Below are 1640 nucleotides of genomic sequence, written 5' to 3'. Positions count from 1 at the left end.
GGTGGGTGGCTGGTCGTTGCTTGAGAACTACACAGTGGACGCGAGCATCTGTGGCCAAGTTTTTAAGGGCGCACGGTGGATGCCTTGGCACCAGGAACCGATGAAGGACGTGGGAGGCCACGATAGTCCCCGGGGAGCCGTCAACCAGGCTTTGATCCGGGGGTTTCCGAATGGGGAAACCCGGCAGTCGTCATGGGCTGTCACCCATGCCTGAACACATAGGGCATGTGGAGGGAACGCGGGGAAGTGAAACATCTCAGTACCCGCAGGAAGAGAAAACAACCGTGATTCCGGGAGTAGTGGCGAGCGAAACCGGATGAGGCCAAACCGTATGCGTGTGAGACCCGGCAGGGGTTGCGCATGCGGGGTTGTGGGATCTCTCTTCTGTCGTCTGCCGGCGACAGGACGAGTCAGAAACCGTTGGTGTAGTCGAAGGACATGCGAAAGGTCCGGCGTAGAGGGTAAGACCCCCGTAGACGAAACATCAACGGCTCGTTTGAGAGACACCCAAGTAGCACGGGGCCCGAGAAATCCCGTGTGAATCTGGCGGGACCACCCGCTAAGCCTAAATATTCCCTGGTGACCGATAGCGGATAGTACCGTGAGGGAATGGTGAAAAGTACCGCGGGAGCGGAGTGAAATAGTACCTGAAACCGTGTGCCTACAAGCCGTGGGAGCGTCGGACATAGCTTGCTATGTCTCGTGACTGCGTGCCTTTTGAAGAATGAGCCTGCGAGTTTGCGGTGTGTTGCGAGGTTAACCCGTGTGGGGAAGCCGTAGCGAAAGCGAGTCCGAATAGGGCGTTTTAGTAGCACGCTCAAGACCCGAAGCGGAGTGATCTAGCCATGGGCAGGTTGAAGCGGAGGTAAGACTTCGTGGAGGACCGAACCCACCAGGGTTGAAAACCTGGGGGATGACCTGTGGTTAGGGGTGAAAGGCCAATCAAACTCCGTGATAGCTGGTTCTCCCCGAAATGCATTTAGGTGCAGCGTCGTGTGTTTCTTGCCGGAGGTAGAGCACTGGATAGGCGATGGGCCCTACCGGGTTACTGACCTTAGCCAAACTCCGAATGCCGGTAAGTGAGAGCACGGCAGTGAGACTGTGGGGGATAAGCTCCATGGTCGAGAGGGAAACAGCCCAGAGCATCGACTAAGGCCCCTAAGCGTACGCTAAGTGGGAAAGGATGTGGAGTCGCAGAGACAACCAGGAGGTTGGCTTAGAAGCAGCCACCCTTGAAAGAGTGCGTAATAGCTCACTGGTCAAGTGATTCCGCGCCGACAATGTAGCGGGGCTCAAGCGTACCGCCGAAGTCGTGTCATTGCAGTACATACCCCCAACGGGGACTGTGATGGGTAGGGGAGCGTCGTGTGCCGGGTGAAGCAGCCGCGGAAGCGAGTTGTGGACGGTTCACGAGTGAGAATGCAGGCATGAGTAGCGATACACACGTGAGAAACGTGTGCGCCGATTGACTAAGGGTTCCTGGGTCAAGCTGATCTGCCCAGGGTAAGTCGGGACCTAAGGCGAGGCCGACAGGCGTAGTCGATGGACAACCGGTTGATATTCCGGTACCCGCTTTGAAACGCCCAATATCGAATCCATTAATGCTAAGGCCGTGAAGCCGCCCTGGAGACTTCGGTCGA

The 1640-nt window shown here is 57.0% G+C and carries 1 rRNA gene (cut by a window edge); it reads left to right on the top strand.

The features are described from left to right. Positions 1 to 52 precede the first annotated feature (52 nt). Positions 53 to 1640, top strand: a 23S ribosomal RNA gene (locus ACIRSU_RS36180); it runs 1631 nt beyond the window's last position.

It is taken from the genome of Streptomyces sp. NPDC101160, from assembly GCF_044768205.1.
Taxonomy (GTDB): Bacteria; Actinomycetota; Actinomycetes; order Streptomycetales; family Streptomycetaceae; genus Streptomyces.
The sequence above is the reverse complement of the archived record's forward strand: the minus strand, read 5'-3'. Positions and strand labels throughout refer to the sequence as shown.